The organism is Ruegeria sp. BH8 (assembly GCF_056538065.1).
On the sequence record NZ_JBQFSP010000022.1, the window covers coordinates 1 to 25761 of the forward strand.

Here is a 25761-nt window from a genome sequence, read left to right on the forward strand (position 1 = left end):
CTATCGCCGAACAGGGAAACCTCGACCAACTCATGCAGAAAAACGGACCCTTCAAAAACCTCTTCGACCAACAGTTCAATAAACACAAACACAAACAAAAAGTCGCAGAATAATAAGGGGGTGCTGAAAATCGGGTGACCGGAGATGGGTACATCTGAATCGCGTTTCAGTTTTTGTTTGCGAGGCACATTTCCGCGCGTTGGTGTTGTGGCGCGGCAGACGGATCTGGGGTCAGCATTCGCCGCAATTTGGCGGCAAAACCTTAGGGTTGCGGAGACACCACTGTCCCACCAATAGCCAGCGTCAACTGGCGCGCGGCTTCCATCACCGGGCGGCTCAGCCGTTCGATTTCGGTTGCTCCCACGCGGCTGGTTGGCCCGGACACGGAAAGCCCTGCGACCGCCTCTCTGTTCATATCGAAAACGGGTGCTGCAATGCATCGCATACCTGTAGTCTTTTCTTCGTTGTCCACGGAAAAACCCCGCAATCTGATGGCTGCAAGATCTTTCTTCAACGCCTCGGGGCTGGTAATCGACTGATCCGTAAAAGCCTGTAAATTCGCGGCGGCCAACCTTCGGTTCAATCTGTCTTCGTCCATATGGGCCAACAACGCTTTTCCGATGCCCGACGCGTGCATGGGTGACAATGTGCCGGGGGGAAAAAACGCCCGGATGCTTTCATGTGTTTCAACCTGGCTCAGGAACAGCACCAGACCTTCTTTCTCAATTCCCAAATTGGCGGTCTCGCTCGTGGTTTCCATCAGCTTGCGCATGATCGGCCTTGCCCGTTCCACCAGACTGGTACGGCGCAGAAACCGCGAGCCGATCACAAACGCCTGCGGGCCAATGTGCCAAACCTGTTCTTCATAGTCGAACTCGACCAGGCCCCTGCCCTGCAACGTCACGAGGATACGATAAACAGTGGCCGGTGCCTGGCGCATTTCATCTGAAAGTTCAGTAAGCGCTTTGCCTTGGGCCTGGCTCAGATACTCGAAAACCTCCATCGCCCGATCCAGTGATTTGATCGTATTCTGCGCGGTTTTGTCATCCCACCCCCGCGGCCTTCCCCGGGCTTTGCGACGGAGCTTCGGGTCATTGTCTTGCGATTCCATAAAAACCCTCTGATCATTTATGAAAGACTATTTCAGGATATGAAAAATATAACTCACTGACAACTATAAGTTAAATCTCGGTAGATAAATTTTGAAATACGTTTTCAAAAAAATTTCCAATTGGATCGCTGATACTTATTGTGCTGGCAAGGACGGAAGGAGACCATCCATGAGCTTTCAAAACCCCGTTTTCATCCCGGGCCCGACGAACATCCCGGAAAGCCTGCGCAAAGCCTGCGATATGCCCACGATCGACCATCGTTCGCCATTGTTCGGGCAAATCCTGCATCCTGCGCGTGCGGGCGTGCGGGAGATTCTGAAAAGCGACAGTGCCGAAGTCTTCATTTTCCCGTCGACCGGAACCGGGGGTTGGGAAACCGCCCTGACCAATACGCTGTCCGCTGGTGACAAGGTCCTGGCGGCCCGCAACGGCATGTTCAGCCATCGCTGGATCGATATGTGCCAGCGCCATGGGCTGAATGTCGACATCGTCGAAACCCCGTGGGGCGATGGGCTGCCGGCTGACCGGTACGAAGAAATCCTTACCGCCGACAAAAACCATGAGATCAAGGCGGTTCTAGCCACGCATAATGAGACGGCAACTGGCGTGAAGTCGGATATCGCTGCTGTGCGCAGGGCGCTGACCGCCGCGCAACACCCCGCCCTGCTGTTTGTTGATGGCGTTTCATCAATCGCGTCGATGGATTTCCGGTTTGATGAATGGGGCGTGGATGTTGCCGTTACCGGGTCGCAGAAGGGTTTCATGTTGCCCGCTGGCCTTGCCATCGTCGGTTTCAGCCAGAAAGCGATGGAAGCAACCAAAACCGGCACCCTGCCCCGCACATTTTTTGACGTCCGGGACATGACCAAGGGATACGCCAACAATGCTTACCCCTATACACCCGCTGTCGGGTTGATGAATGGCCTCAATCAAGCCTGCTCGATGCTGTTGAGTGAAGGTCTGGAGAACGTTTTCGCCCGACACCACCGGATTGCCGAAGGGGTCCGTGCCGCTGTGGGGGCGTGGGGGCTGGAGCTTTGTGCCAGCAGCCCGGCGGTCTATTCCGATACCGTAAGCGCAATCCGCACGCCGAACGGCTTCAACGCGACGGATATTGTCACGCACGCAGCTGAAAAATACGGCGTTGCCTTTGGCGTGGGCCTTGGTGAGGTCGCGGGCAAGGTGTTCCGGATCGGGCATCTGGGCAGCCTGACGGATGTCATGGCTCTGTCCGGGATCGCCACTGCGGAGATGTGCATGGTTGACCTGGGCCTGAACATCGACCTGGGGTCCGGAGTTGCTGCCGCACAGGAATACTATCGTGGCCATCCCGGTTCCGTTCAGAAGAACGCGGCATGATGAAGGATTGCACAATGTATATCCCAACCTATGAAGACATGCTTGCGGCACATGACCGGATCAAACCCCATATCCGCCGCACCCCGGTGCGAACCTCGGACTTTCTCAACGAACTGTCAGGCGCGCAGCTGTTCTTCAAATGCGAAAACTTTCAGGAACCGGGCGCTTTCAAAGTACGAGGTGCCACCAATGCGGTTTTTGGGCTGGATGAGAAACAGGCCGAAAAAGGTGTCGCCACCCATTCTTCGGGCAATCACGCCTCGTGCCTGTCTTATGCGGCGATGAAACGGGGCATTCCCTGCAACGTGGTCATGCCGCGGACAGCGCCGCAAGCAAAGAAGGACACGGTCCGCCGTTATGGAGGGAAGATTACAGAATGCGAACCTTCCACCTCGTCGCGCGAAGCGACATTTGCCGAGGTTCAGGCGGCTACGGGCGGTGACTTTGTTCACCCCTACAACGATCCTCGGGTCATCGCCGGCCAAGGCACCTGTTCGCGCGAGTTTATCGAGCAGACCGACGGTCTGGACGCAGTCGTCGCGCCAATCGGCGGCGGTGGCATGGTATCCGGAACCTGTTTGACCCTGTCCAATCTGGCCCCAGAAACAGCAATCATAGCGGCAGAACCTGAACAGGCAGACGACGCCTATCGCAGCTTCAAGGCCGGTCATATCATCGCGGATGATGCGCCAAAGACGATTGCTGACGGGTTGCTGGTGCCGCTGAAGGATCTCACCTGGCATTTCGTTTCAAACCACGTCTCAGAGATTTACACAGCCTCCGAGCAAGAGATCATCGATGCGATGAAACTGACATGGAAGCACCTGCGGATTGTGATGGAGCCATCTTCGGCCGTTCCGCTGGCCACTGTTCTCAAAAACCCGGACGCCTTCAAGGGCAAGCGTGTCGGACTGATTGTTACTGGTGGCAATGTCGATCTGGACCGGCTGCCCTGGATGAATGTCTGAATACACCCCAACAAAAAACTATCCCGGTATAGGATTACGGAGATGAAAGATATGAGCACTCTCGACCAGTTCGAAGTAGGTTACGACATTCCGGCCAAGCCCGGCATGGACGAAGCAGATATCCAGACACCCAGCCTGATTTTGGATCTCGACGCGCTTGAACGCAATATCAGGAAGATGGGCGATTATGCCAAGGCGCACGGGATGCGTCACCGCGTGCATGGTAAAATGCATAAGTCGGTTGACGTGGCCAAGCTGCAAGAAAAAATCGGTGGTGCCGTCGGTGTCTGCTGCCAGAAAGTTTCCGAGGCCGAAGTTTTCGTTCGTGGTGGGATCAAGGACGTTCTGGTTTCGAACCAGGTGCGTGACCCGGCCAAAATTGACCGCCTCGCACGCCTGCCAAAGCTGGGCAGCCGCATTATCGTGTGTGTCGACGATCTGGAAAATGTCGCCGACCTTTCGGCGGCGGCAGTCCGGCATGGAACACAGCTGGAAGTCTTCGTGGAAATCGATTGCGGCGCAGGGCGGTGCGGGGTCACAACGACACCCGAAGTGATTGAAATCGCCAAGGCGGTTGAGGCTGCAGACAACCTGAAATTCAGCGGAATTCAGGCCTATCAGGGTGCCATGCAACACCTCGACAGCTATGAGGCACGCAAGGAAAAACTGGATACCGCCATCGCGATGGTCAAAGACGCGGTAGACGGTCTTAAAGCCGAGGGTATCGAGTGTGATCTGGTCTCGGGCGGCGGTACGGGGTCTTACTACTTTGAATCCAACTCGGGCGTGTATAATGAGCTGCAATGCGGGTCTTATGCGTTCATGGATGCTGATTACGGTCGCATCCTGGATGAGAACGGCAAGCGGATCGACCAGGGCGAGTGGGAAAACGCCTTCTTCATCCTGACCAGCGTCATGAGCCATGCCAAGGCGGACAAAGCAATCGTCGATGCAGGTCTGAAGGCGCAGTCGGTGGATAGCGGCCTGCCTGTTGTTTTCGGGCGTGACGATGTCGAATACATCAAATGCTCGGATGAACATGGCGTCGTGATGGATCCGAGCGGGGCGCTGAAGGTCAATGACAAACTGAAGCTGGTGCCGGGGCACTGTGACCCAACCGCAAACGTGCACGATTGGTATGTGGGCGTCCGGAATGGCAAGGTCGAATGCGTATGGCCGGTGTCAGCCCGCGGCCGTGCGTACTGAGCTTGAATGCTCAAAGAATAAGCATTCGGCCAAACATGGCCGGACAGTCGCCTGTGCGCGCCCGCTTTTGTCGGTGAACCGCACGGGCGCACGAATTCCAAGTGGAGAATGACATGCTGATCGTACCCGAGCGCGAAATCGCCAACCTCATGACCCGCGACGCGGCCTTTGAAGCTGTCGAACAGGTCTTTGCCTCTATGGCCGCAGGGGACGCCTATAACTTTCCTGTCGTGCGCGAAGCCATCGGGCATGAGGACGCCCTGTACGGCTTTAAAGGCGGGTTTGATCGCGCCGGGCTGACACTGGGTCTGAAGGCTGGGGGGTATTGGCCGAACAACCTGGAAAAGCGCGGGTTGATCAATCACCAATCCACTGTTTTTCTTTTTGACCCTGACACCGGAAAACCGTCAGCGATGGTTGGCGGCAACCTTTTGACGGCCTTGCGCACTGCGGCGGCCTCTTCTGTATCCATCAAGCACCTTGCCCGTGCGGACGCGCGGGTGATCGGTATGATCGGGGCCGGGCATCAGGCAACCTTTCAGCTTCGGTCAGCGCTGGAGACCCACACCTTTGAAAAGGTCCTTGGCTGGAACTACCATCCCGAGATGTTGCCGAACATTGAAAAGGTCTCCAATGAAGCCGGTGTTCCGTTCGAAGCGGTCGAACTTGATGGCATGACCGAGGCGGATGTCATAATCTCGATCACCTCGGCTTTTGCACCATCGCTGATGGCAAACCATGTGAGCCCCGGAACGCATATCGCGTGCATGGGAACGGACACCAAGGGCAAGCAGGAAGTCGAGGCGGCGTTGTTGGCTAAAGCGTCCGTATTCACAGATGAAATCGCACAGTCAATTTCGATTGGCGAGGCGCAACACGCTGTGGCACAGGGCCTGATCAGAGAAAGTGACCTGATCCAGTTGGGTGCGGTCATCAACGGAACAAACCCGGGCCGAACATCAGACGATCAGATCACGTTGTTCGATGGCACGGGCGTCGGTCTTCAGGATCTGGCGGTTGCTGCATCTGTTGTCGAGCTGGCCGTACAGAAAGGCATCGCGATTGAGGTCGATTTCTAACGACATTCCCTTGTGGTCGCCTGAGCGTCGTGTCGAACGACGCGTTGCTTATGTGAGCCACGGGCCAAGCCTGCCACACCGGCCAGAAACCAAAAAAGCGGCGCGATTAGCGCGCCGCTTCTTCGTTTACAAGTCCGGGCTGAACCGGTCAGACGTGATCGTCCTGTTCGATAGAGCCCAGCCCGTGGCCTGCCATTCCACCGGACACCTCTTCCGTCGCTTCATCCGAAAGCTCTTCGGGCAGAACCAGATTCAGGACAATGGCGATGATAGCGGCAGGCAATATCCCGGATGTCGCCAGAACTTTGAGAGTTCCGGGCAGATGCTGTAAAGCGCCGGGCTCTAATTGCAAGCCCAGACCCAGGCTGAGTGAAATCGCAAAGATCACCATGTTGCGGCGGTTCCACGTCACGTCCGACAGCATCGAGACACCAGCTGCAACCACCATACCGAACATCACGATCACACCGCCGCCCAGAACCTCGATCGGAACGGACGAGATCACCGCGCCGATCTTGGGGATAAGCCCGCATATGATCAGGAACAGGGCACCTATGGTTACGACCGTGCGGCTCATGACGCCGGTCATCGCGATCAGGCCGACATTCTGACTGAACGACGTGTTCGGCAGGGCCCCAAAGATGCCTGATACAGCAGTTCCAAGACCATCGGCAAAAGTCGCGCCCTGAATTTCCTTGTCGGTTGCCTCGCGTCCCGCGCCGCCCTTGGTAATACCTGACACATCCCCGACCGTTTCAACAGCCGATACAAAGGACATCGCACAAAACCCGATGATCGCCGCGAATGAAAACTCGATACCGAAGTGAAATGGGTTCGGCATTGCAAACGGAGCCGCGCGCCCAACATTGCCCAAATTTACCTGACCCAGTGCGAATGCCACAACATATCCGACCAACAAGCCAATCAGAACCGCCGACACCGACAACATACCGCGGGCAAAAAACTTCAGGCCCAGCGTAACAACAATCACAGTTCCGGCCATGAGCCAGTTCAGACCAGAGCCGTATTCTTCGGTACCGATGGCGGGTACACCCCCTGCGGCGTACTGGACGCCGACCTTGACAAGCGCAAGCCCGATCATGGTCACGACAAGACCGGTAACCAAGGGCGGAAGCGCAAAGCGAATACGGCCAATGAACAACCCAAGGCTGGCATGAAACAGGCCGCCAACGACTATACCACCCATCAATACGGCAATCGCGTCAACGCCCTTACCAACCACCAAGGGGATCATGATCGGAATAAAGGCAAATGACGTTCCCTGCACGATTGGCAGGCGGGCGCCAACAGGCCCCAGCCCAATGGTCTGGAACAGTGTCGCAACGCCCGCAAAGAACATCGACATCTGGATCATGTAGATCATCTGCGGGAAATCGGGGCTGTTTGAACCAAACCCGAAACCCGCCGCACCACAGACGATGATGGCTGGCGTGACATTGGAAACAAACATCGCCAGAACGTGCTGAATTCCCAAAGGTACCGCCTTCAGGATTGGCGGGGTGTAGTTCGGGTCGCGGAGCTGCTCCGGCGTCCCTAAAGTTGCATCTGACATCGCGTTTTTCCTCCCAAAAAAACTACGTGGACCGGCCCCTCTTCCGGCAATGTCCCTTATTCAGTGATCGTGTAGGCGTTCTGGAACCAATATTCCTCAAGGTTGGGCCCGTTTCCTATTCGGTCGACCACGGCGAACAACCCGGGGGGATGAAGCGGTGTCAGCACCCCATGCCAGGTGTTCCGATGATAATTCACGCCCTGTCCGGGCGCGGTAATGAATGCAACAGGCTCACCCGGCACACCCGCGTTGTCGGGCGCTACGACAACGACAAAGGGTTTATCTGAAAGCGGTAGAAAGGCCTGGCTGCCGTCGGGATGACGCTCGACCATTTCAAGTTTGATGGGCAGGTCGAAGGCCTGGGATTGGAAAACGCTGATCCCTGCGCGCCCCTCATGGAAATCCAGATGGGCGCGATCATGGTATCGCGCGCATTTTCCCTGATTGATGTATTTGTCCACGGCGCCAGACACTTCGATGACATCGCCGAACGGTGCAAGGGCCTCGGCGGTCAGTGACCGGAGTTTCAGCGTGGATGTCATTGCGCAAATTTCTCGATCAGCCGCAACTCGGCAATCCGTTCGACCTGACGGCAGGCCTCGGCGAATTCGGTGTCTCGATCACTGTCTATCCGACGGCGAAAAGCCTCCAGAATGGTTGCTTTGGTGTTGTCCTTGACCGCAATGATAAAAGGAAAGCCGAACTTGGTCGTGTAGGTGTCGTTCAAGGCCGTGAAGGTCGCACGCTCTTCATCCGTCAGCATGTCGAGACCTGCTCCGGCCTGTTCTGCCGTGCTTTCCTTGGTCAGACGACCCGCAGCAGCAAGTTTGCCTGCCAGATCCGGGTGGGCTGTCAGGACGCCAAGCCGCTGCTCGGCTGTGGCAGATCGGAATACGCGCGCCAGAGCATTGTGAACCCCTGCGGCATTGTCATGCGTGGGACCCAGCTCCAGATCAAAGGCCGCTTGGGCAATCCACGGGCTGTGTTCGAACACGCCGCCAAATTCGGCGACAAAGGTTGGCTGGTCCATTTCCGACGGGGTCAGCCGTTGACTTGGCGGATGCATTTGCGCCCAATGATCAGCGATTTGTTCGCGGGTGGCAAACCAGACCCCGTCATGTTTCTTGAAGTGGTCGAGTGCGCGTTTCAGGGCCATGGCGCGACCAGGGCGGCCGATGAGGCGGCAATGCAGTCCGATCGAAAGCATCTTCGGCACGCCCGCTTGGCCTTCGGCATAAAGCATGTCGAAGCTGTCCTTGAGATAGCTTTCAAACTGTTCGCCGTTGGTATAGCCCGCCTGAATTGCAAACCGCATATCGTTGCAATCCATCGTGTAGGGCACGATCAACTGATCCTTGCCACCGGCCTTGACCCAATAGGGCAAGTCGTCGGCATAGCTGTCGGCAATATAGGCCAGCTCGCCTTCGGCGGCGGCCAGATCGACCGTGTTCATCGAACAGCGGCCCGTGTACCAGCCACGCGGGGGCTTGCCGACGACCTCGGTATGAAGCCGGATCGCCTCACGGATCTGGGCGCGTTCTTCTTCCGCGTCCATGTCCTTGTGCTCAACCCATTTCAGGCCATGGCTGGCAATCTCCCAGCCTGCGGCCTTCATCGCCGCAACCTGCTCCGGTGCACGGGCTAATGCTGTGGCAACGCCATAAACCGTGACAGGAAGGTCCTGCAAAAGCCGATGCACCCGCCAGAACCCTGTGCGGCTGCCGTATTCGTAAATGGATTCCATGTTCCAGTGCCTTTGCCCCGGCCAAGGGGCCGCACCGGTGATTTCGGAAAGAAACGCCTCGGATGCGGCATCCCCGTGCAAAACGTTGTTCTCGCCGCCTTCCTCATAGTTCAGGACAATCTGAACTGCGATTTTGGCCCCGTTTGGCCAGTTTGCGTTTGGCACTTGCCGGCCATAGCCGGTCATGTCTCGTGGATACCGCGTCACATCAATTTCCCTCTTGCTGAAAAGACGAATAACCCAAACAATCACCTATGTTTTTCAAAAAATACTGTAAGCAGTCTTTTGACAGACTGCCTTTGCCTGCCGCGAAGGTATTGCAATAGTAACAGCAATGCTTAGCGAGAGGTGCAAATGGCCGGTTACCTTACAACACATGTCCTGGATACGGCGCGGGGCTGCCCTGCCAGTGGGATGAAGATCGAGTTGTTCCGGATCAACGGAACAGACCGCACGTTGCTGAAAACTCTGCTCACCAACGAGGACGGCCGCACCAATGAACAAATTCTTCCCGAGGCCGAGTTCTCGACGGGCGAATACGAGTTGATGTTTCATGCGGGCGAATACCTCGACACCACTGGCGTGCCACCTGAAAGCCCGCGTTTTCTGGACTTGATCCCGATCCGGTTCGGGATGTCCGAACACGCCCACTATCATGTTCCGCTGCTACTTTCGCCTTTCAGCTACGCGACCTATCGCGGCAGCTGAGCGTTGCACCGCGTGATCCTGTAGACTGACATTGTATTGTTATTTTTGATACTGCTTGATCTTTCGTAGCAATACCCGATGAAACCTCTGTCGCCTAGAGTGCCAAAGAACTTGGATATGTAGGAGCAACGCCATGTATGACCTGGCTGTTTTGTGGGAGTGGATGGCCTTTTCCGTCCGCTGGCTGCATGTGATCACGGCGATGGCGTGGATCGGCGCGTCATTCTATTTTATCGCGCTCGACCTGATGCTTAAGCCGAACCCTGCCTTGCCAGAAGGGGCCTATGGCGAAGAGTGGGAGGTGCACGGGGGCGGGTTCTATCACACCGTCAAATATCTTGTCGCACCCGCGCGTATGCCCGAGCACCTGACCTGGCACAAATGGCAGAGCTATACGACGTGGCTTTCGGGTGCGGCCTTGCTCATGATCATATATTGGGTCGGGGGCGAGTTGTTCCTGCTTGATCCGACCAAAGCGGATCTGGCGTTGTGGCAGGGGATATTGATTTCAGGCGGGTCACTGACCATCGGCTGGCTGCTTTACGACCAGATGTGCAAGTCGCGCCTGAGTGAGCAACCCACCGCGCTGATGCTGTTGTTGTTCTTGATTCTGGTGGCCATGTCCTGGGGTTACAATCAGATTTTTACCGGTCGTGCCGCGCTTTTGCACCTGGGTGCGTTCACCGCAACCATCATGACGGCCAACGTGTTCTTCCAGATCATGCCCAACCAGCGGATCGTGGTGGAAGACCTCAAGGCCGGTCGGACGCCGGATGCCAAATATGGGAAAATCGCCAAGGTGCGTTCGACGCACAACAACTACCTGACCTTGCCTGTCGTGTTCCTGATGCTGTCGAACCATTATCCTCTGGCCTTTGGCACCCAGTATTCATGGATCATCGCCAGCCTGATCTTTCTGACCGGCGTGACCATCCGTCACTACTTCAACACGATGCACGCAACCGGGAAAGGGCCGCACTGGACCTGGGGTGTTACTGTCATCCTCATGATCGTGATCGCATGGCTGTCTTCTGTCAGAACCGGCGAGACATGGGAGGACGCCGAAGCAAGGGCATTGACACCTTACGAAGAAAAATTTGCGTCGGCTGCTGGGTTTGAAGAAGCCTATGACACCGTGCTGGGCAATTGTTCGATGTGCCATGCCCGCGAGCCGGTTTATGGCACCATGAAATGGGCCCCCAAGAAGGTTTATTTGGAAACGCCGGGCGATGTAGCCCGGCACGCCGACCAGATTTACCTGCAGGCCGGGATCAGCCATGCCATGCCACCGCCTTCAGCAGTTCAAATGGACGTGGAAGCGCGCCAAACCATCATCGCATGGGTGCGCGAGGTCAGAGGGCAGTAGGATTTTCGCAGGACGTCCTGTCCTTCGCTTCCTACCCCCTGCCGCGGGACAAATACCCAGTTTATGCCGCTCAAACAAAGCAGGGCGCGCAAGACCTGATGCCGCCCCCGGCCTAGCGCGATGGCGGGGTCAACCATTGGGCCGACATGCCAAAATTCGAGTTCTTCAACTCTTGCTTGGCAATCGCCTGCAAATGCACCTCGTCCGGCCCATCCGCGTATCGCAACGCGCGTGCCCAGGTATAGCTGTCGGCCAGCGGTGTATCCGGGGTCATGCCCATCGCCCCAAAGACCTGCATCGCGCGATCCGTGACAGCAGCATGCACATTGGGTGCCACCACCTTGATCAATGAAATTTCACGGAACGCTTCTTTGGCGCCCACCTGATCAATCTTCCAGGCTGCTTTCAGGGTCAGCAACCGCGCCTGTTCGATCTCTAACCGGGATTTGGCGATCCACTCGCGGATCACGCCCTGTTCTGCAAGCTGCTTGCCAAACGCTTTCCGTTCCTGCGCGCGTTCGACCATCAGGTTAAGCGCCATTTCCGCCGCACCGATCGAACGCATGCAATGGTGGATGCGACCGGGACCAAGCCGGGCCTGCGCCAGAGCGAACCCGCTGCCTTCCTCGCCCAAAAGATTGCTGACCGGAACGCGCACATCCTTGAAGACCAGCTCGGCATGGCCTTCGGGGTCGTGCATGTTCAGAATGGTGGGGTTGCGAACAATCTCAAAACCGGGCGTGTCCTTCGGGACAATGACCATGCTTTGTTGTTTGTGCCGATCCGCATTGGGATCCGTTTTGCCCATCACGATAAACAATCTGGTGTTTGGGTGGCAGGCGTTTGTTATGAACCACTTGCGGCCATTGATGACGTATTCATCCCCCTCACGCCGTATCGAAGTGGTAATATTGGTCGCGTCCGAACTGGCCACATCCGGTTCAGTCATCGCAAAAGAGGATCGGATTTCACCGTTCAACAGCGGCACCAGCCACGTCTCGCGCTGTTCCGGAGTGGCGAACATGTGCAACAGTTCCATGTTGCCGGTATCGGGCGCGCTGCAATTGAACACTTCCGAAGACCAGGCCACCTGCCCCATAAGTTCGGCCAGCGGCGCGTATTCCAGATTGCTCAGCCGGGTGCCGGGTTCATCGTCGCGCAGGCTGGGCAGGAACAAGTTCCACAACCCTTCGGCCCGGGCCAACGCCTTGAGATCTTCCATAAACGAAACCGGGAAACTGCCTGCCGCCATTTCTTCTTTGTGATCGCGTATGCGCGGGTAGATATGCGCCTCCATAAACGCTTTCAGGCGGTCATACATTTCCGTGGCGCGCGGCGATGGGGCAAAATCCATGGCGGTTCCTTCCGGTGCGTTGTGGCGGTGATGTCCTCAAACTCTGCTCGCGCCAGAACGGCCGCCAAGGCACTGTCTTCTGGTGAGTTTAATCCGGCGCTTGATTACGCTCAGTTTGCGCAATCATTCCGATATGAAAAGAGGAAAATACCAATACCGCAACCTGCCGGCGTGAAACGTCAGGTCATTGCTCTCAGAACCGGGTGGACTAACAATACCTAAGGGGATGATCGAGCCGCATCGGAGATTTGCACCGCCGGGCGAGCTTCTCATCGCCCGCGCCCGGAATTGCCTCTCAACCCGCCTTTGGTGTTCACACTGAACTAGACCGGTGGTTTGAGGCCCAGCTGTTTCACGGCGGCACCTGCCGTCTGAACCCAACGCTCTTTCAGTGCGTTGTTGCCATTGTGGCGCAAGCCCAGCGATTTCAGAAGCTCAAACCGTTTCAGATCATCGCCACCAAAGGACACAGCGACACGGGGCCACCAATAGTTAACCGCGTCCTGCATCTGCTCTGTCTCTCCGTTCCTGGAAAGCTTTACAGCACCTTCCAACGCCAACGCGCCATGATGGGCTTCGACCGGGGCGATGCTGCGGAAAGCTTCAGCCAACGGTTGATAGGAAACCATTGAAAACTCGGCCAGTTGTTCCATGACCGCACGGCTCATCAGCATGTTCATGATGACCGCGTCGGTCCAGCCCGAGATCGGATAATTGAATACGGCAAGACGCATGTCATGTGCGCTGCGGGTCGCGCCGATATCTGCGTCACGATTCAAGCGAGCCGTCCACGGATGATGTGTGGCATATCTCTCGGTATCGGCCCCAAACTCACCCATTATCCTGAGAACCTGATCGGCGTGATCCGTTTTCTCAAGAACAATCCTGGCGGCTGCGATCCGTTCCTTGATGCCCGGCCCCTGATTGATGATGTCGGCGAATCCGGCAGCACCGGCAAGTTCGCTGTCCACGAACGTGGCCATCAGCTTCATGAGTTCGGCGCGGTAGCGTGGCGGAACATTGGTTGGGTTGGTCAGCACACCGCCTGCGGCCAGATAGCTGTCGAGTGTCATGGTGTCAGTCATCGGTCTTCTCCCTTTACTGGTCGTAGTCCACGACCACGCGGTCGGTGACCGGATAGGCCTGACAGCTCAGCACATAGCCTTTTTCAACCTCGTAATCCTCTAGCGCGTGATTGGCGAGCATCTCGACCTCGCCTTCCAAAACGCGGCAGCGGCAGGTTGAACAGACACCGGCCTTACAGGCGTATGGGGCGTCCATGGCATTTTCCAAGGCTGCGTCCAGAATGGATTGGTCCTTGGGCAGAGTTATCGTCTGAGTGGACCCATCAAGAGTGATCGATGCGCTGGTTTGGTTCGCCTGCGTGCCCGCATCTGCCGAACCTTCCTTGCGTTTGGCCCGGCCCGGCTGAGCGCTGGCAAAGAGTTCAAACTTGATCTGCCTGTCGTCAAGACCATGCGCGCGCAACGCGGCCGCTATCCCCAGCATCATCGGCTCGGGGCCGCAGATAAAAGCTGTGTCCACGTTCTGAATGTCGACCCAATGTTTGAAAAGGTCGGCGCATTTTTCCTGCGTCACCAGACCGGTGAACAGGTCTATTTCCTGCGCATCCGCCTCAAGAATATGGATTACGTTCAGGCGGCCCATATAGAGGTTTTTCAGGTCTTCCAGCTCCTCGCGGAACATGATCGTGTTGATGCCCTTGTTGGCGTAGATCAGCGTAAAGCGGGATTTGGGTTCGCGGGTCAGTGTTGTCTTCAGGATCGACAGAACCGGCGTGATGCCAGAGCCGCCAGCAAAACCGATATACTGCTTTTCCGCATCAGCTTCGATCGGTGTGTGAAAGCTGCCCATCGGTGGCATCGCCTGCACAACGTCCCCGACGTTAAGCTCGGAATTGGCCCAACTGGAGAATGCGCCGCCCTCGACACGTTTGATCCCGACTTGCAGTACCCCGTCATCCTTGCCCGCACAAATGGAGTAGGACCGGCGCAGCTCTTCTCCGTCAAAGTCGCGGCGAAACGTCAGGTATTGGCCTGCGGTGAAATCGAACTGATCCGCCGCGCCGTTGACAGGCTCAAGCGTCACGACAACCGCATCGCGGATGGTTTTGTGGATGTCGGTGACTTTCAGGTCATGAAAACGTGCCATCCGGTGCTCCTCCTCAGATGCACTTGAAATAGTCAAAGGGTTCCAGACAGTCGGTGCAGCGCCAATGGGCCTTGCACGGGGTCGAACCGAACTGGCTGACCTTTTCAACTGCTTTACTGCCGCAATGCGGGCAGCGCTCTGGCCCGCCCGCCGGTTGTGGCGGGGCGATCCCAAACTCTTCCAGCTTGGCGCGGCCTTTTTCGCTCAGCCAATCGGTTGTCCAGGCTGGTGAGATGCAGGTTTCGATCCGCACATCTTCGATACCGTGATCGTGCAAAGCGGTTTCGATATCCATGCTGATGACGGATGTTGCCGGACAGCCCGAATAGGTTGGTGTGACCGTCACGAGTAGCGTTTCGGCATCCCAACGCACATCGCGCACGATCCCGAGATCGACAACCGAGATTACCGGAATCTCGGGATCCGGTACGGCATCCAGCCAATCCCAGATCTGGTCGGTCGAGTGGCGTTGCATCACATGTTACCAGCTTGCACCGGGGTATGCGCGCTGCAACCACTGCATCTGGGTCAAAAGGTGCCCCAGGTGTTCTGTATGCATGCGCCCGTCCCGCCCGCCTTTGTGGGCAAATCGGCTTTCCGGAAGGGTCAATGTCGCCTTGGCCAGAACCCGTTTGACCAGCGCATCATATTCTTCGCGCAGATCGGCCGGGTTTGGCGCAATCCCGGCCGCAGCCATCTGAGCGTCGATGTCATCGCTGACAAACATCTCGCCCACATAGGGCCAGAGGTAATCCAGCGCTGCCTGCATCCGGGTGTGGCTTTCTTCGGTTCCATCACCCAGACCTACAACCGTTTCTGCCGAACGCTCCAGATGATAGGCGACTTCCTTGCTGGCTTTGGCAGCAATCGCGGCGACACGATCGTCAGAGGATGTCAGAAGACGGCCGAGCATGATCGAATGCCAGGCATCGAACAGGAACTGGCGCATAAGGGTGCGGCCGAAATCACCATTCGGAACCTCGACCAGCAACACATTGCGGAAATCCCACGCGTCGCGCAGAAATGCCAGATCATCGGCGGTTTTGCCGCCACCTATCTCGCCGGCAAGGCCAAGCCACATCTGGGTCTGCCCAATCAGGTCCAGCGCTGTGTTGGCCAGTGCTATATCCTCCTCCAACACTGGCGCGTGGCCGCACCATTCACTGACGCGATGGCCCAGGATCAGGGTATTGTCCCCGATCCGCAGCAGGAACTGCTGAAACGCTTCGTCGCGGGTCATCACATCGCCCCCACTTCTTCGGGGATGTCGAAAAAGGTCGGGTGGCGGTACACTTTGCTTTCGCTGGGTTCATACAACGGGCCTTTGTCGCTGGGCGACGAGGCCGAGATGTTGTTGGCTTCTACCACCCAAATCGACACGCCTTCGTTGCGGCGGGTGTAAACATCGCGTGCATTCTTGATCGCCATTTCCGCGTCCGGGGCATGCAGCGAGCCGACATGTCGGTGGCTCATCCCATGTTGACCGCGGATGAAGATTTCCCACAGGGGCCATTCGGTATTCATCGGGTTTCCTCCTCAGGGTAAGCTTATTCGGCGGCCAGATTGCCGGCCTGTTTCTTGCGCGCATGGGCCAACAGCCCGTCGCGCACCCATTTGCCGTCATCCCAGGCCTTGTTGCGCGCCGCCAGTCGGTCGACGTTGCAGGGGCCGTTGCCCTTGATCACATCGAAGAATTCCGACCAATCCGGCTCTGAGAAATCGTAGTGCCCGCGCTCTTCGTTCCACTTCAGGTTCGGGTCGGGGATTGTCAGTCCCAGATATTCGGCCTGTGGGACGGTCTGGTCGACGAATTTCTGGCGCAGCTCATCATTGGTGTTGATCTTGATCTTCCAAGCCATCGACTGCGCGGAGTGGACGGAATCCTTATCGGACGGTCCAAACATCATCAACGACGGGTACCAGAAGCGATTCATCGCATCCTGCGCCATCTTGCGCTGTTCGGGCGTGCCTTCGGCCATCTTGCGGATCGCATCGTAGCCCTGACGTTGGTGAAAACTCTCTTCCTTGCAGATGCGGATCATGGCGCGTGAGTACGGCCCGTAGGATGTCCGCTGCAGCGGAACCTGATTCATGATCGCCGCCCCGTCAACCAGCCAACCAACCGCGCCGATATCGGCCCAGTTCAGGGTCGGATAGTTGAAGATCGACGAGTATTTCATGCGACCATCCAGCAGCATCTCGGTGATCTCATCGCGGCTGACACCCAGTGTTTCGGCCGCACAATACAGGTAGAGCCCATGGCCGGCTTCATCCTGCACCTTGGCCAGAAGGATCGCCTTGCGTTGCAGCGTCGGCGCACGTGTGATCCAGTTCCCTTCGGGCAATTGCCCGACGATCTCGGAATGCGCGTGCTGTCCGATCTGGCGGATCAGCGTCTTGCGATACCCCTGAGGCATCCAGTCCTTGGGTTCGATCTTGATATCCGCGTCGATCCGCGCCTGAAATTCAGCAAGCTTTTCAGGATCATCGTTTGACGCCTCGGATTCCACCATCTGGGCATACATGTCCCGTCTCCTCCGTTACACGCGTTCAAGAATAAGTGCAGCGCCTTGCCCGACGCCGACGCACATTGTGCAAAGCGCATAGCGCCCTTTGGTGCGTTTCAGTTGGTACGCTGCGGTCAACACAAGTCGGGCGCCGCTCATCCCCAATGGATGACCAAGGGCGATTGCACCGCCATTCGGGTTCACATGAGCTGCGTCATCGGGCAGGCCAAGCTCTCGCAGCGTTGCCAGACCTTGCGACGCAAACGCCTCGTTCAATTCGATCACATCCATCTGGTCGATGCTCAGCCCCGCGCGCGCCAAAACCTTTCGGCTGGCAGGAACCGGACCAATACCCATGACCCGAGGCTCGACGCCCGCGACAGACATACCAACCACACGGGCAATCGGGGTCAAACCATTCTTTGCCACTGCCACTTCATTCGCCATCAGGATCGCGGCGGCACCGTCATTCACGCCCGAGGCATTCCCAGCGGTCACTGTTTTCTCCGGCCCGTTCACACCCTTGAGGCCCGAGAGTTTTTCCGCTGTGGTTCCCGGGCGAGGATGTTCATCCGTATCGACAACAATCGGATCGCCCTTGCGCTGCGGAATTGAAACCGGTGTGATTTCCTCTTGGAACACGCCTGCCGCGTGCGCCGCAGCCCATCGTGCCTGACTGCGCGCGGCAAAGGCGTCCTGGTCTTCACGGCTGATCCCATAATCTTCAGCGACATTGTCAGCCGTTTGCGGCATGGAATCGACGCCATACTGCTGCTTTAGCCTTGGGTTCACAAAGCGCCAGCCAATCGTGGTGTCGTAAACCGCATTGCTGCGCGTAAACGCCGACGTCGCTTTGGGCATTACAAACGGTGCGCGCGACATGCTTTCCACGCCACCCGCAACAGCAAGATCATAATCGCCTGCCTTGATACCACGCGCCGCCATTCCGACAGCATCCATACCACTGGCGCACAAGCGGTTTATCGTTGTTCCCGGCACGTCCGTCGGCAATCCAGCAAGCAGTGCCGCCATCCGGGCAACGTTGCGATTGCTCTCTCCTGCCTGGTTGGCATCGCCATAAATGACGTCATCCACACTGGTCCAGTCGACTTGCGGGTTGCGCGCCATCAGGGCCGCCAGCGGGATAGCCGCCAGATCATCCGTGCGAACCGATGAAAGCGCACCACCATACCGCCCAATCGGGGTGCGGGTTGCGTCGCAGATGAAGGCGTCCATCAATTGGGTCTCCTGTTGGAACACAAGTCATTAACCGTCTGGTCGGTTAATAAATGCTCAATCGATTCGGCGCAAGCATTATGTTACCACGTAATCGCTTCTGTCAGCTTTCTGTAACATTAAATGGCACTTCTTTCACATCCGTCTTCCAACCCCCAAGAGCGCCATCCCGAGCTCGGCAAAAAACGAGTCAACCACCCGCCGCAGATTCCAGCGTTGCAAGATCCGGTTTGGACAATTGTCCCAGCAGTCGGGACACCGCCGCGCGACACTCCGCGCCCTTCCAATCGGCGGGCAAAAAGGCCGGAGGCAGGGACGGATGGCGCAGGACCAAACGACGCCACCCATGCACAATCAATACGCGCAGCACCGCTATTTTAATCGGATCGCCGACGCCATCGACAGGCAGCATTTGCTCGGTGATTTGAATGGAATGCAAAAACTGATCATAGGCAGACTTCAGCACTTCAGGGCCACAAAGGTCGCGCAGCCAGCCGGGGATCGAAGTAGCGCTGCTTTCAACACCCAGCAGTTCTTCAAGGTTCTCCGGGACGGGTCCTGCCGACATGGCTGTTGTGTGGTTAACTGAAATATAGTCTCCAGTAAGCATCAGATCTGCCAGCTCTTTTCGCGAACTTTCTGAACTGCTGGCAACAAGCACATGCCAGGTTTCTGGCGTATTCGTCTCGCTGGAATAGATGCGCGGGGCAGCGGCGGCGCTTTGACTGCGGCCATATTCGGTCAGTCTGTGCACGCTGTTTCGCCCGACCCGCGTGCTTTCGATCCAGCCTTCCTTGCGCAGCCTGTGCAGCGCAACACGCGTGGCTTCGGCCTTGATCCCCGCAAGGTTGGTCAGTGCTGTGATCAACGCGCCGCTAACCTGGTCAGACCCGCTCTGGGCCAGATCACCGAATATCGTGACCAGAACTGACCACACACGCTGCGTGCCAGTTGTGGTCAACTGGCTGACGCAGGTTTCGAACCATTCTGGAGCCGTATCTTTCATAAGCACAGTATAATCGGGCCGGAGGGAAATGCCATCCAGCCCCTGCGCACCTGCACTTGTGCCTAGTAGGCAACCATGGTCAGCAACTCGTATTCTGCGACCAGCTCATCATCCTGCTGTGTCAGGGTAACGTGCCAGCGAACCTCGCCGTAGTCATCATTGCGCTTGGTCTTGTGCTTGACCGTCAAACGCACCTTGATGGTGTCACCTGCCTCGACCGGTTTCATGAAACGCAGCCCGTCAAGACCGGTATTTGCCAAAACCGGCCCCTCGTTCGGTTCGACGAACAATCCGGCTGCGAAAGACAACAGCAAGTATCCATGTGCAACGCGACCCGGGAAGAACGGGTTACGTTCCGCCGCCGCCTGATCCATATGCGCATAGAAGGTATCACCGGTGAAGTTGGCGAAGTGTTCAATGTCCTCCATGGTGATGGTTCTTGGCGCCGTGTAAAGGGTCTCACCAATCGACAGATCGTGAAACCGGCGGGTAAAGGGATGAGCAGGAACTTCGATTTCGGTCGCGCCAGGCACCCATTTCCGGCCAATCGCTGTCAGCAGATCGGGCGAACCCTGAATGGCGGTGCGCTGCATATAGTGTTTCACACCCCGTACCCCGCCCATTTCTTCGCCGCCACCGGCGCGTCCCGGACCGCCATGAACCATGTGCGGCAGAGGTGAGCCATGACCGGTGGATTCCTTCATCGAGTCGCGGTTGTTGAAATACAGACGCCCGTGATAAGCCCCTGATCCCATGGCAACCTGTCGCGCAACCTCGGGATCATGGGTGATCACCGACGCCACCAGAGAGCCCTGCCCCCGGTTCGCCAGTTCGATGGCATGGTCAAGATCGCGATACCCCATCACTGTGCTGACCGGACCAAAGGCTTCAGTGTCGTGCACACGCTGCGCCGCGTCAGGATTAGCGCAATGGAAGAGCATGGGCGGCAGGAACGCACCCTTTTCGGCATCAGCGCCCTCAACCGCGAAATCATCGGGGTTGCCGAAGACACGCTCGGCCTCTTGGCCGAGAATGGCGGCCTTTTCCAGAACATCACGCTTCTGACCGTTCGAAACCAACGCACCCATGCGGGTGGTTTCCAGCTTTGGGTCGCCAATGGTCGTTTTCGCCAGACGTGCCGACAACGCGTCAATTACCACCTGTACCTGCGGTTCGGGCGCGATGATCCGACGGATTGCGGTGCATTTCTGCCCTGCCTTCGTGGTCATCTCGCGCTGGACTTCCTTCACGAAGAGGTCAAATTCCGGCGTGCCCGGCGCGGCATCGGGGCCAAGGATCGAACAGTTCAGGCTGTCCTGTTCCGCAACAAAACGCACCGAGTTCTCAAGGATCACCGGGTTGGAGCGCAGTTTCAGGGCTGTATCAGCGGATCCGGTAAAGCTGACCACGTCCTGCATGGTCAGACGGTCCAGCATGCCACCCAAACCACCCGAGACCAACTGCAATGCACCCGCTGGCAAGATGCCGGACTCAAGCATCAACCTGACACACAGCTCGGTCACATAACACGAGCTTGTGGCGGGTTTTACAATCGCCGGAACGCCCGCCAGAAGGGTTGGGGCAAGCTTTTCCAGCATCCCCCAAACCGGAAAATTGAACGCGTTGATATGAACTGCCACACCTTGCAGCGGGGTGCAGATGTGCTGCCCCAGAAAGGTGCCGTTGCGCGACAACTGCTCGACATCGCCATCCAGATAGACATGTCCGTCCGGCATTTCACGACGGCCTTTTGCGGCAAAGACAAACATCGTTCCGATGCCGCCGTCGATATCAATCATATGATCCGATTGCGTGGCACCGGTGTTGAAAGACAAGTCATACATCGCCTGCTTGTGCTGACCCAAATGGACGGACAGCGCCTTGAGCATTTTGGCCCGTTCATGGAACGTCATTTTGCGCAGTGCCGCCCCCCCGACATTGCGCGCATAGTCCAACATCCCCTGGACATCCAAAGCATTGTTACCCGCTGTGGCGATAACCTCGCCGGTCACAGCGCTAGCTATCGCGCGGGCACCCTCGCCGGGCGAAACCCACTCACCGGCTGCAAAGCTGGAAATCTGTTGGATAGTCATGAGCGTCTCCTCATCTTTGTCGCGATCCCCGCGCTGCCACAAGCCGGTCTCGCGAAATCATATTTTAAACCGTACGGTCGGTCAATCAATTACCGAGTAAATTTCCCTCGTCGGATTTCTCAGACCCGCGCGGGTAATCGTGCAAACCCCCGAAACCGGATACGCCCGCCCCGTTCGGCGCCGTCGGTGATGCGATAGTCTGGAAAACGGGCCAGAAACCGGCCCACGGCCACCCGGCCCTCCAGACGCGCGAGAGTCAGACCAACGCAGGTATGAGGCCCTCCGGCAAAGGCGTGATGCTTGTTGGGGCGTCTGTCCAAGATCATCTCGTCGGGCTGGTCAAACTGCCGTGGATCACGGTTGGCCGCACCGATACACAGATGAACATCAGTACCAGCCGGAATGGACTGACCGTGGAACGTTACATCAACGGTGGTCAGGCGATTGCCGAACTGGTTCGGGCTTTCCAGCCGCAGAAACTCGTCCACGGCCGAACCGATCAGATCCGGGTCGGCCAGCAACTCCGCCCGCTTGTCGCGGTGCCGGTTCAACAGCTCCAATGCGTTGCCGATCAGGTTCGTTGTGGTCTCATGCCCAGCATTCAGGATGAAAATGCAGTTCTGATACAGCTCGACCTCGGTCAGGCCACCATCCGTGTCGTCCTGGATCAGCCGGGTCAGGACATCCGTTGCCGGATCTCCGGGGTTGGCGCGACGATCCTCGATGATATGCCGCAGGAAGTCCTTGAAGTCCGAGACCGAGCGATTACCCCACTCTTCCTGCTCCGGCGTCAATTGCGGCTCCAACGCACCAAGAATGGCCAGAGACCAATCGCGCAATGGCCCGCGTTCGGATCGTGGTATACCCAGCAGATTGCCGATGATCTCGATCGGGATTGCCCCGGCAAAATCCTCGATCAGTTCGACGTTGCCCTTGACCTGCATCTCGTCCAGCAGCCCATCGACAAGCTGGATCAGACCCGGTTCCATTTGCGCCAACGCGCGCGGATTCATCGCGCCGACCATTACCTTGCGAACACGGGTATGCAGCGGCGGGTCATTAAACACCAAACTGGTGGTGTGGTGTTCATACAAGGGGCTGTCGACCCCGTATTTGGGACCAAATACCGCTTTCTTGTCCGATATGAATCGCGAGGTGTCCCGGTAAACAAGGTCCAGATCCTCGTATCGGGACAGGATAACCGATCCGTCACGTTGCCAGCAGACGGGCGTATCTTCGCGCATAACGGCGTAGGCAGGATAGGGGTCTGTGTGAAACCCGTCCGGAAGCGCGGTCAGAGAGAACATCAGTGCCCCATCGCCCCCATTTGTTCAGGCAGAACCAACACTAACCATGGCACCAGAACGATCAGGGCCAGCCGGAAGATATCCGCTACCCAGAACGGAGTAACACCCTTGAAGATTGTTCCTGTTGACACATCTCCGACCACGCCTTTCAGAATGAAAACGTTCAATCCGACGGGTGGAGTGATCAGGCTGATTTCGGTCACGACAACCACAACAATGCCGAACCAGATCGGGTCATACCCCAACGACGTGACCAGCGGGAAAAAGATCGGCACTGTCAGCAGCAGCATCGACAGGGATTCAAAGACGCAACCCAAAATGATGTAGATCCCAAGGATCATCAGGATCACCACAAAAGGTTCAACGTCATAGGCCGTAACCAACGCGATGAGCGCTTCGGGCAGACCGGCAAGGTTGATGAAATTCGAAAAGATCTGTGCCCCGATCAGAACCGAGAACAATGCCGCGGCGGTATAGGTGGTTTCCTTCAGCACCTCAAAAGTCGACCCCAAAGTAAGCCCGCCTCGTGACAGCGCGATCAGGAAAGCGCCCATTGCGCCCATGCCTGCCGCCTCGGTCGGGCTGAAGGTCAGGTTCAGTGGATGAAAATCGAATGCACCGTACAATCCGCCAATCACCAGAAAGAACAGCAGCAATACGGCCCAGACTGAGCGCACCGCCGACAGACGCTCGGCCCAGCCGTGACGTTCACCCGCCGGTCCCGACTCGGGCTTGCGTGCGACGGTCCAGCGCACGGCGAGCAGGTAGAACAGAATGCCAAGCAGGCCGGGAATGATACCCGCAACGAAAAGCTTCCCAATCGAGGTTTCGGTCAGCAGCCCGTAGATGACCAGGATCACCGACGGCGGAATAAGAATTCCAAGTGTGCCGCCCGCTGCAATCGATGCTGTCGACAGCTCGTCGGAATAGCCATAGCGGCGCATCTCCGGCATTGCGACCTTGGACATGGTGGCCGCCGTTGCCAGAGACGAGCCGCAAATGGCTGAAAAGCCTCCGCATGCCGCAACCGTCGCCATGGCGATACCACCCCGAAAATGGCCCAGAAAAGCGTTTGAAACTGCGTAAAGCTCACGCGCAAGCCCACCCTTGTTCACGAATAGGCCCATAAGGATGAACAGCGGGACCACCGACAGGCCGTAATCCTGCGCGGTGTCGGTGATCTGACGACCCACCATCGACATCGCGGCCTTTAACCCGCGCTCGGACAGAATGCTGCCGCCGCGTTCATAGGCAAAGCCAAGCGTTCCGACCAATCCCATTGCAAACACGATAGGCAAGCGCACCAGCACAAGAACAAGAACAAGAACAAAACCGATCAGCGCAGCGGTCATTGGGGGTGCTCCGACAAGGTATGGGGGGCAAAGAAGTGCAAGAAGCCGGTGATGATCATTGCAACAGCGGTGATCGCTATGAACCCCGAGATAAACCAGCCTACATAGAAGACTGGGATCGAAAGATATTCCGTGACATCCCCGTAATCCCGCGCACGTTCAGCCAATACCCAGACACGCTGAATTGGCCAAAAAAGCATAATGCCAGAGAACAGATACACAATTGCATCACGTACCCGACTTAACCGCAGGCGTGAAAACAGCCCATCCGTCAAATCCACAGCGATTTGACCCTTCCCTGCCGAGATCATCGGCAAGACCGAGAACACGAGGACGGCCATCAGGATCCGGGTCAGTTCCGTGGCCGCCTCGATCGGGGCATTGAAAACAGAACGTAGGATGACATCAAAGAAGGTCATCACCATCAGGATGAACAGCGCGGCACAGGCCAGCAGCGTAGGCACGATACTGACGCGACGCGCAAAGGTCACGAGAGATTGCATAACGGGTCCCCAGCGGGTGAAATCGGCTGGCGGATCGCATCCGCCAGCTCGACTGCTTTATTGCGCAGCCATTTCATTTACGATCATGTCATAGGCTGCCTGGGCGTCGATGCCTGTGCCATTGACTTCGTCGATAACCTTGGCGCGTACATCCGCAGCAATCGCATTGAACTTTTCCAGATCTTCAGCGGATGCGGCATGGATCGCGTTGCCTTCGGTGCCTTCGGTTTCTTCCCGGCCGATCGCATCGATCTCATCCCAGATTTTGCCAATTTCACGGCTCAGTGGTTCACCGAAAACGTTTTCTTCCAGCGCTGCCTGCAGATCGGCGGGCAGGTCAGCAAAAGTGTCCTCGTTCATGATAAAGGCAAACGAACCGCGATACAGGCCGCCAGGGACCTCATAAACGTTCTGGGCCACTTCCGTCAGCTTGAAACCTTTGCGGGATTCAAAGGGCATGACGACGCCATCTGCGGCCTTGGAGGCCAGGGTTTCATACACTTTCGGTGCAGGAACCTGGATACCGGTTGCACCCAACGCCGTGCCCACGTCACCGCCAACACCGCCGGGGATGCGAACCTTGAGGCCCGAGACTTCGTCCAGCGACGTCACCGGACTGCTGGAATGCAGCTGAGCCGGACCATGTGTGTGCAAAGCGATCACTTTCACACCACGGTGTTCATCTGCCGCCTTCAAATGTGTGTCATATGCGCGCCAATATGCGACCGACGCAGCCTCGGCCGAGCCTTCATATCCGGGCAGTTCGATCATCTTGGTGGTGACAAACCGGCCCGGCTGATAGCCGTGGAAAATGATCGAGGCATCAGCGGCGCCATCCATGATCAGGTCCATCTGCGCAGGGGGCGGGGCAAGGCCCAGCTTCAGTTCGGCGGTGACCTGACCATCGGTGGCCTCTTCGATCATCTCGACGAATTTCGGCCACATCTTGGCATTGATGCCATGGGTCGGCGGGGCCCAGCTGGAAATGGTCAGCGTATAGTCTGCCGCAAGCGCCACTGTACCTGAAACGGCCAGTGCAGCTGAGGCAAGAAGTGTGCTCAACCTTGTGAATTTCATAGTTCTGTCTCCTCCCTGTGAAACATGAGTCAAGAATGC

24 protein-coding genes are annotated in these 25761 nt (G+C 57.2%); 6 read left to right on the forward strand and 18 right to left on the reverse strand.

What is annotated here, in order from left to right; translation table 11 throughout:
- Nucleotides 1-262: 262 nt before the first annotated feature.
- A complete protein-coding gene (bhcR, locus tag ACR0AD_RS19660) occupies nt 263-1111 on the reverse strand; it encodes an HTH-type transcriptional regulator BhcR (protein ID WP_480484842.1) in 849 nt (282 codons plus the stop codon).
- Between the two features lie 169 nt (nt 1112-1280).
- Here bhcR and bhcA point away from each other — a divergent pair, with 169 nt between their 5' ends.
- The 4 genes from bhcA (at nt 1281) to bhcD (ending at nt 5724) form a co-directional block, all read left to right on the forward strand.
- Nucleotides 1281-2471 carry an L-aspartate--glyoxylate aminotransferase BhcA gene (gene bhcA, locus ACR0AD_RS19665; protein WP_480484843.1) on the forward strand — a complete coding sequence of 397 codons (1191 nt, stop codon included), beginning with the start codon at nt 1281-1283 and terminating at the stop codon, nt 2469-2471.
- On the forward strand, nt 2471-3439 hold the full coding sequence (gene bhcB / locus ACR0AD_RS19670) for a beta-hydroxyaspartate dehydratase BhcB (RefSeq protein ID WP_480489214.1): 969 nt from the start codon (nt 2471-2473) through the stop codon (nt 3437-3439). The genes bhcA and bhcB overlap by 1 nt, the downstream gene beginning before the upstream one ends.
- Before the next feature lie 42 nt (nt 3440-3481).
- The gene (bhcC, locus tag ACR0AD_RS19675) at nt 3482-4645 is read left to right on the forward strand and encodes a 3-hydroxy-D-aspartate aldolase BhcC (RefSeq protein ID WP_480489190.1); all 1164 of its coding nucleotides are present in this window, start codon (nt 3482-3484) and stop codon (nt 4643-4645) included.
- Nucleotides 4646-4758: 113 nt separating this feature from the next.
- On the forward strand, nt 4759-5724 hold the full coding sequence (bhcD, locus tag ACR0AD_RS19680; RefSeq protein WP_480489192.1) for an iminosuccinate reductase BhcD: 966 nt from the start codon (nt 4759-4761) through the stop codon (nt 5722-5724).
- 148 nt (nt 5725-5872) lie between these two features.
- On the opposite strand, the gene ACR0AD_RS19685 is transcribed toward bhcD, so the two are convergent.
- The 3 genes from ACR0AD_RS19685 to puuE are packed head-to-tail and all read right to left on the reverse strand — an operon-like array spanning nt 5873 to nt 9248.
- A complete protein-coding gene (locus ACR0AD_RS19685; protein ID WP_480489194.1) occupies nt 5873-7297 on the reverse strand; it encodes a uracil-xanthine permease family protein in 1425 nt (474 codons plus the stop codon).
- Nucleotides 7298-7353: 56 nt separating this feature from the next.
- Nucleotides 7354-7839 (reverse strand): ureidoglycolate lyase, encoded by a 486-nt coding sequence (locus tag ACR0AD_RS19690; RefSeq protein WP_480489196.1) that lies wholly within the window; start codon nt 7837-7839, stop codon nt 7354-7356.
- A complete protein-coding gene (puuE, locus tag ACR0AD_RS19695; protein WP_480489198.1) occupies nt 7836-9248 on the reverse strand; it encodes an allantoinase PuuE in 1413 nt (470 codons plus the stop codon). The genes ACR0AD_RS19690 and puuE overlap by 4 nt, the downstream gene beginning before the upstream one ends.
- Nucleotides 9249-9395: 147 nt before the next feature.
- On the opposite strand from puuE, the gene uraH reads away from it, so the two are divergent.
- A complete protein-coding gene (gene uraH / locus ACR0AD_RS19700; protein ID WP_480489200.1) occupies nt 9396-9749 on the forward strand; it encodes a hydroxyisourate hydrolase in 354 nt (117 codons plus the stop codon).
- A 133-nt stretch (nt 9750-9882) separates the two neighbouring features.
- Nucleotides 9883-11115 carry a urate hydroxylase PuuD gene (locus ACR0AD_RS19705; RefSeq protein ID WP_480484850.1) on the forward strand — a complete coding sequence of 411 codons (1233 nt, stop codon included), beginning with the start codon at nt 9883-9885 and terminating at the stop codon, nt 11113-11115.
- A 112-nt stretch (nt 11116-11227) separates the two neighbouring features.
- Here ACR0AD_RS19705 and ACR0AD_RS19710 read toward each other — a convergent pair whose 3' ends face one another.
- The 14 genes from ACR0AD_RS19710 to ACR0AD_RS19775 form a co-directional block, all read right to left on the reverse strand.
- Nucleotides 11228-12469, reverse strand: a complete 1242-nt coding sequence (locus ACR0AD_RS19710) for an acyl-CoA dehydrogenase family protein (protein ID WP_480484851.1) — start codon at nt 12467-12469, stop codon at nt 11228-11230.
- A gap of 323 nt (nt 12470-12792) precedes the next feature.
- A complete protein-coding gene (locus tag ACR0AD_RS19715; RefSeq protein ID WP_480484852.1) occupies nt 12793-13554 on the reverse strand; it encodes a Phenylacetic acid catabolic protein in 762 nt (253 codons plus the stop codon).
- Between the two features lie 13 nt (nt 13555-13567).
- On the reverse strand, nt 13568-14641 hold the full coding sequence (locus ACR0AD_RS19720; RefSeq protein WP_480484853.1) for a 2Fe-2S iron-sulfur cluster-binding protein: 1074 nt from the start codon (nt 14639-14641) through the stop codon (nt 13568-13570).
- Between the two features lie 13 nt (nt 14642-14654).
- Nucleotides 14655-15116: a 1,2-phenylacetyl-CoA epoxidase subunit PaaD gene (paaD, locus tag ACR0AD_RS19725; protein ID WP_267366243.1), complete on the reverse strand. Its 462-nt coding sequence runs from the start codon at nt 15114-15116 to the stop codon at nt 14655-14657.
- A 6-nt stretch (nt 15117-15122) separates the two neighbouring features.
- Nucleotides 15123-15881 (reverse strand): 1,2-phenylacetyl-CoA epoxidase subunit PaaC, encoded by a 759-nt coding sequence (paaC, locus tag ACR0AD_RS19730; RefSeq protein ID WP_480489203.1) that lies wholly within the window; start codon nt 15879-15881, stop codon nt 15123-15125.
- A complete protein-coding gene (gene paaB / locus ACR0AD_RS19735; protein WP_209507558.1) occupies nt 15881-16165 on the reverse strand; it encodes a 1,2-phenylacetyl-CoA epoxidase subunit PaaB in 285 nt (94 codons plus the stop codon). The genes paaC and paaB overlap by 1 nt, the downstream gene beginning before the upstream one ends.
- Before the next feature lie 23 nt (nt 16166-16188).
- Nucleotides 16189-17166 (reverse strand): 1,2-phenylacetyl-CoA epoxidase subunit PaaA, encoded by a 978-nt coding sequence (gene paaA, locus ACR0AD_RS19740; protein ID WP_480476985.1) that lies wholly within the window; start codon nt 17164-17166, stop codon nt 16189-16191.
- Between the two features lie 15 nt (nt 17167-17181).
- Complete coding sequence (gene pcaF, locus ACR0AD_RS19745) at nt 17182-18384, reverse strand: 3-oxoadipyl-CoA thiolase (RefSeq protein WP_480484855.1); 1203 nt, start codon at nt 18382-18384, stop codon at nt 17182-17184.
- Nucleotides 18385-18574: 190 nt separating this feature from the next.
- Entirely contained in the window at nt 18575-19390 is an 816-nt protein-coding gene (locus ACR0AD_RS19750; RefSeq protein WP_480489205.1) for a PaaX family transcriptional regulator C-terminal domain-containing protein, read from the reverse strand.
- A 62-nt stretch (nt 19391-19452) separates the two neighbouring features.
- Nucleotides 19453-21483 (reverse strand): phenylacetic acid degradation bifunctional protein PaaZ, encoded by a 2031-nt coding sequence (paaZ, locus tag ACR0AD_RS19755; RefSeq protein WP_480489207.1) that lies wholly within the window; start codon nt 21481-21483, stop codon nt 19453-19455.
- A 119-nt stretch (nt 21484-21602) separates the two neighbouring features.
- Nucleotides 21603-22790, reverse strand: a complete 1188-nt coding sequence (locus tag ACR0AD_RS19760; protein WP_480489209.1) for a cytochrome P450 — start codon at nt 22788-22790, stop codon at nt 21603-21605.
- Nucleotides 22790-24142, reverse strand: coding sequence for a TRAP transporter large permease (locus ACR0AD_RS19765; RefSeq protein WP_480478172.1), 1353 nt, complete (start codon nt 24140-24142; stop codon nt 22790-22792). The genes ACR0AD_RS19760 and ACR0AD_RS19765 overlap by 1 nt, the downstream gene beginning before the upstream one ends.
- Nucleotides 24139-24645, reverse strand: coding sequence for a TRAP transporter small permease (locus ACR0AD_RS19770; RefSeq protein WP_209507551.1), 507 nt, complete (start codon nt 24643-24645; stop codon nt 24139-24141). The genes ACR0AD_RS19765 and ACR0AD_RS19770 overlap by 4 nt, the downstream gene beginning before the upstream one ends.
- A gap of 57 nt (nt 24646-24702) precedes the next feature.
- Complete coding sequence (locus ACR0AD_RS19775; protein WP_480484859.1) at nt 24703-25722, reverse strand: TRAP transporter substrate-binding protein; 1020 nt, start codon at nt 25720-25722, stop codon at nt 24703-24705.
- Between the last annotated feature and the right edge of the window lie 39 nt (nt 25723-25761).